Here is a 5,162-nt window from a genome sequence, read left to right as displayed (position 1 = left end):
TTAATCGAGCCGTAGGTTGGGTTGAGCTATCATTATTGCTCAGGTATTACCAATCGGCTCAAAAGGCGAAACCCAACAAAAATTGTGAAAATATTCCAGGAAGTTGTTGGGTTTCCTTGCGTCAACCCAACCTACGAGTCTGGCATAATTAAGACAATTAGAGCAACAATTATTTGACAGAGCCAGCGAATTTGATTATGGCTTGGTTTTCTAGAGGTTTTTTGACCATAGATCAAAGCAGAATTGTCCCTCACTATTCTCACACAAAAATCTGGTGGGAAAATTAAGCTATCGCCGACTGTAATTCCGGGCGACTGTACCAACTCCAGGGACCATCTAAAACTGGTTTAATATTCAGTTCCTTGCGCCATTGATCTAAGGGTTTTTCCCAGCCTTCCTCCCACTTGATCGGGAATAGGGGTTTAGCGTTACGGCCGATGGTAATTCCCTGGGAAATTAGCTCGAATTTGTAACCGAGAGTTTTATTTAAATCGGCATCACTTTCCACCTCATTTAACAGAGTATCACTGGTAAAAAAAGTCATCAGTAAAGAGAGTATATCGATGAGGAGAAAAGTAGGATAACGAGTTTGAGCGACCGTCACAGAAATTACTCCCAATTCTCCAAGAGTATCTAAACTAAATCCGGTGAGAATGTGATGGATATCGTGGGTTTTATCAACGCGAAAACCAATATAGTCGGCATCGGAATCAAATTGCTTGCGTTGGGGATAAAATTGCGGATCATAGCCCAAAGTGTGCATAATTGTGCCGTAAGTCCAACCGAGAGAACCTTTCGGCATTTTTAACATTGCTTCAATATCGTAGGGGTTGCCGATGTATCTTTCTTGCACTAATTGCGCGGAAGCTGGTTCTTGCAGAACTGCTTTTACACATAACTCCATCGGGCGACTATTAACCAATCGGCGCTCGATTTCCCAGACATTAGCCGTATCTTTGCCTCCCCCAGCCGCCAGATCAACAAATTCCAGAAATCGCTGCAAATTTTCGGGTGTGGCTAATTGATTGATGTATCTGTAACTCATGGGATTCTCCTAATCGCTAGATAAATTTACAGGAATAATAGAACAAGCGTATTAATAACGTAGGGGTCCACCGTAACCACCGTATAAACCGACTCCGCGGGTACCGGCCCCCACCCCGTAAAAGCCAGGACCGACACCACCACCAACACCAATCCAATCGATAAATAGGGAAGTTGCCCCGCCGGCCTTGGGTAGAGTCCCTTCGATTAGCTTGTAGCTATAAATCAAGTCCTTGCCATCGATGACGGGATTGCTAATCTCGACGACAACTATAGTATTGTCTTGACGACCAGGTTCGTAGACTGAGAGGGTCGCATTGGGGGGATCGTTAGCAAAATTATCTTTTCCCGCCCGGGCTGTCCACTCATCCATATAGGCGGCCATGGTCAGATTACCAGCAATCCGGTTCGGGCGATCGGAAAAGTATAATGTCTGTTTGTTGACGTTCACCAAGCGAATTGTTTTTGTGACGGGATCTACCTGAATATCTTCTGCCGTTTGCACGAACATTAACTGCACTTTTTCTTGAGCAGGAGTAGTCTGGGCTACAGAAATATTGGGCATCCCCCAGCTAGTGATTGCCATGGCCGCTACTCCCAGAAAAAGTGTATAACGAAAACGCTTCAGGGATTTGGTCAATTGCTCAGAATTTCTCATGATTGCTCTCCTTAATACCCAGTTTAAATATACAACAGCTTATTTGATATTTTCAGTAATTTTCTTAGCTAACTATTTAGACTAATTAGCAATTTGCTATGATGGCAGTTTAGGAACGATCTGATCGACAAAAATATTAATCAAACCTGTCACCATAAATTGTACTCCGATCGCCGCTACAAATAGCCCCATAACTCGCTGAGTAATACTCAAGCCAATATCTCCCAAAAGTCTTTGTAACCATTGGCCAGCAGCGAGGATGAGAAAGACCAAAAAACTGACTAAAATTGTCATCAAAATTAGTTCAATGCCCATACCGTCACCCAGCTTTGATTCGGCTTCACTGGCATAAAGGATAACGTTAGCAATAACCCCAGGTCCTACCAATAAAGGCATAGCCATAGGAATAACAATTTGCCGATAAACTGACTTAGCTTCGCTGAGATAATCCCCTCCTCGCTCATTAATTAAAAGCTCTTTTGTCCCTCCCCCAGAACCGTTAACAATGTTGATACCGATCATCAACAAAAGCACTCCACCAGCAAGGCGAAAAGAGTCTAAGGTGACACCAAAGAATTTTAGCATTGACGTTCCGATAAACATAAAAATTAACAACAAACACAAGACAGTTAACGAGACAAATAGAGCCACGAGTCGCTGTACTTCTTGACGTTCGCGAGCGGTGTAACTAATAAATATCGGCAGCATCCCCAGAGGATTTAAGAGGGCGAATAGAGTGATGGCAAAGTTTCTAAAAAAAGACCATTCCATAGAACAAAGTTGCTAATTTAAACTCAATTTTTTTGCTTTTAACCGAGGGAAAGTCTAGATAAAACTACCAGCGCGGTTAGTTTTTGCTATAGAAAATTAAACATTGGCTCGCCAGCGATCGCGATTCCTCCCCTAAGACCGAATAAGCGAAACCGTCGATCGCAAGTCCCCTTTTCTACTGCCGGGCCATGATAATTTTCAGACGTTCCTCCTGGTCGATCAGGTGGTCATGAGCGTCCGTACCCACATCCAGTTGAACCCAACCGATCTTGCCGGTGAAACGACTGGTTTTCGAGGTATATTCCGCCGCTACGGGGGTACCGGATTCGTAGCCGATATCCGTGGTCTCGTCCGCAGAGAAAATAAAAGCCTGAGTTCGTTCTACCCGACCCGTACCCACCGGTTGACCGTCGTAGTAGAGGGTGACATTTCCCCCCCGTCCTAAACCACCGCCATCGTAGGCAAACTCCATCCGTACCTGATGCTTACCGGCCGGGATCGTCTCCGTCGCCTCGGTGACAAAACTTTGAATCCCCAGCACGTTATAGACGAACTTGGCTTTTCCGTCGTGGGTATAGACACTCCAACCACCGAAGCGGCCGCCTTGGGCGATAATCACCCCGTCCGCGCCTTCCGGGGGAATGCTCAGTTCCGCCGTCACCGAGAAGGATTTATTTTTGATGTTGATGACGCTATTTTCAGACAAACGCCCCATCCCGGCAAAGAATAATTGCGAGTTTCCCCGCACGAGGGTAGGCCGGCCAGCGGTGGCGGGATCGACCCGTTCCACTTGGCGATCGTCTAGGGGCAGTACATTATACTTAACCGCCTCGATCAGAAATTGTCGCTGTAGTTCGTGCAGTTTCTCTGGCATTTCCCGGGAGAGATCCCGAGCTTGCGTCCAATCCTTACTGCCGTCGTATAGTTCCCAGATATCATCGTCGAAAGGAACCATCGTCTGTCCAGTCATAATCCACGGGGTGCGGTGCTTGGTAATCGCACTCCAACCCTTGTAATAGATGCCCCGATTGCCAAACATCTCGAAATACTGCACATCGTGACGTTCGGGGGCGGCCGCGTCGTTAAAGGTATAAACCATACTCGTACCCTCGTAGGGACTTTGTAGGACACCGTTAACTATAGTCGGTTCGGGAATTCCCGCTACTGCCAACACCGTCGGGGCCACATCGATCAGATGACAGAACTGATGGCGAATCCCACCTTTTTCCGTGATGATTTTGGGATAACGAACAATCGTACCGTTGCGGGTCCCGCCCCAGTGAGAAGCGACCTGCTTCGTCCATTTGTAGGGGCTACTCATCGCCCAAGCCCAACCGACCGCGTAGTGATTATAGGAATCGGGCGCGCCGAAGTCATCCAGTTTCGAGAGGAGAAATTCCGGGGTTTCTAGACCCGCTAATCCGTTAAAGTTGGCCATCTCGTTAAACGCGCCCTGAAGCGTTCCCTCGGCGGATGCGCCGTTATCGCCGACGATGACGTAAACGAGCGTATCGTCGAGGATTTCTAGATTTTCTAAGGCTTGAATCACCCGTCCCACCTGATCATCGGTATGTTCCATAAAGGCGGCGTACACCTCCATCTGGCGCTCTAATACCGGCTTCAGGCGCTCGTCCATGTCATCCCAGGCGGGAATTTCGGCGTGACGGGGGGTGAGTTCGGCATTTTGGGGAATTACGTCCAGTTCTTTCTGTCGGGCAAAGGTAATCTCGCGCTGGTGATCCCAACCGTGAGCGAATTGGCCCCGATACTTGTCGATCCATTCCTTGGGGACGTGGTGGGGGGCATGGGTCGCTCCGGGGGCGAAGTACATAAAGAAAGGCTTATCGGGGGCGAGGGCTTTTTGTTGACTGACCCAAGCGATCGCTCGATCGGCCAGATCTTCGGTCAGGTGATACCCTTTCTCCGGGGTTTTCGGCGGTTTGATCGGGGTTGTTCCCTCGTACAGTGCCGGCTCCCACTGGTTATTCTCGCCACCGATAAAGCCGTAGAAATACTCGAATCCACCCCCGCCGGAGGGCCAAGCGTCAAAGGGGCCGATCGGGCTGGTTTGCCAAACCGGTACCTCGTGACACTTACCGAACTGCGCCGTGGAATAGCCGTTCAGCTTCAGGGTCAAGGCGAGGGGGGCTTTGGTGTTGGGACGAACGGAACTCTGCCCGGGGGCGGAGGTGGCGGTTTCGGTGATGTTGCCCATGCCGACCGAGTGATGATTCCTTCCGGAGAGCAAAGCCGCGCGGCTGGGAGAGCAGAGGGCAGTGGTATGAAAACGGGTATATTTTAGCCCCTGTGCCGCTAATCGCTCGAAAGTGGGGGTATTGCACGGCCCACCGAAGGCGCTGGAGGCTCCGAAGCCCACGTCATCGAGCAGCACGATCAGCACGTTGGGCGCGCCGTCCGGCGGTCGGATATCTCGAATCGGGGGATAGTCAGTGTCCGGATTCTTCGCGTCGTAGGTGATTAGACCGAAGGTGGTCAAGTCGGGAATCGGTAGAATTTGGCGTTGGATCGGCTTATCTTGGGACATCGTTCATCGAAAATTTTGGGTCTGAAACCCCGTCGTTCTACGACGGCTTTACCGTTAAATACTAGCGCATTTACCAAATATATGCTAGAATGTGAGACATGGAAAAAGCCTATTCGTTTCGATTTTACCCCACACCCGAACAAG

The 5,162-nt window shown here is 49.1% G+C and carries 5 protein-coding genes; 1 reads left to right on the top strand and 4 read right to left on the bottom strand.

Annotated elements, in window-relative coordinates; translation table 11 throughout:
• Window positions 1-283: 283 nt before the first annotated feature.
• From IM322_RS07865 to IM322_RS07850, 4 genes are all read right to left on the bottom strand, one after another.
• A complete protein-coding gene (locus IM322_RS07865; protein WP_286825862.1) occupies window positions 284-1,045 on the bottom strand; it encodes a Coq4 family protein in 762 nt (253 codons plus the stop codon).
• Between the two features lie 51 nt (window positions 1,046-1,096).
• Complete coding sequence (locus tag IM322_RS07860; protein ID WP_287672832.1) at window positions 1,097-1,702, bottom strand: hypothetical protein; 606 nt, start codon at window positions 1,700-1,702, stop codon at window positions 1,097-1,099.
• A gap of 96 nt (window positions 1,703-1,798) precedes the next feature.
• Window positions 1,799-2,473 carry a MarC family protein gene (locus IM322_RS07855; protein ID WP_287672831.1) on the bottom strand — a complete coding sequence of 225 codons (675 nt, stop codon included), beginning with the start codon at window positions 2,471-2,473 and terminating at the stop codon, window positions 1,799-1,801.
• 175 nt (window positions 2,474-2,648) lie between these two features.
• Window positions 2,649-5,018 carry an arylsulfatase gene (locus IM322_RS07850; protein WP_287672829.1) on the bottom strand — a complete coding sequence of 790 codons (2,370 nt, stop codon included), beginning with the start codon at window positions 5,016-5,018 and terminating at the stop codon, window positions 2,649-2,651.
• Between the two features lie 98 nt (window positions 5,019-5,116).
• On the opposite strand from IM322_RS07850, the gene IM322_RS23255 reads away from it, so the two are divergent.
• Window positions 5,117-5,162 (top strand): helix-turn-helix domain-containing protein (locus IM322_RS23255; protein ID WP_353737100.1); only part of this gene is annotated, 46 nt, incomplete at its 3' end.

Origin of the sequence: Microcystis sp. M109S1, from assembly GCF_020247025.1 — a bacterium.
Taxonomy (GTDB): domain Bacteria; phylum Cyanobacteriota; class Cyanobacteriia; order Cyanobacteriales; family Microcystaceae; genus Microcystis.
This window is presented reverse-complemented; position numbering and strand designations above follow the sequence as displayed.

Coding starts and splice junctions, on each gene's coding strand:
- IM322_RS07865 (WP_286825862.1), bottom strand. CDS start 1,045: ATGAGTTACAGATACATCAATCAATTAGCCACACCCGAAAATTTGCAG.
- IM322_RS07860 (WP_287672832.1), bottom strand. CDS start 1,702: ATGAGAAATTCTGAGCAATTGACCAAATCCCTGAAGCGTTTTCGTTAT.
- IM322_RS07855 (WP_287672831.1), bottom strand. CDS start 2,473: ATGGAATGGTCTTTTTTTAGAAACTTTGCCATCACTCTATTCGCCCTC.
- IM322_RS07850 (WP_287672829.1), bottom strand. CDS start 5,018: ATGTCCCAAGATAAGCCGATCCAACGCCAAATTCTACCGATTCCCGAC.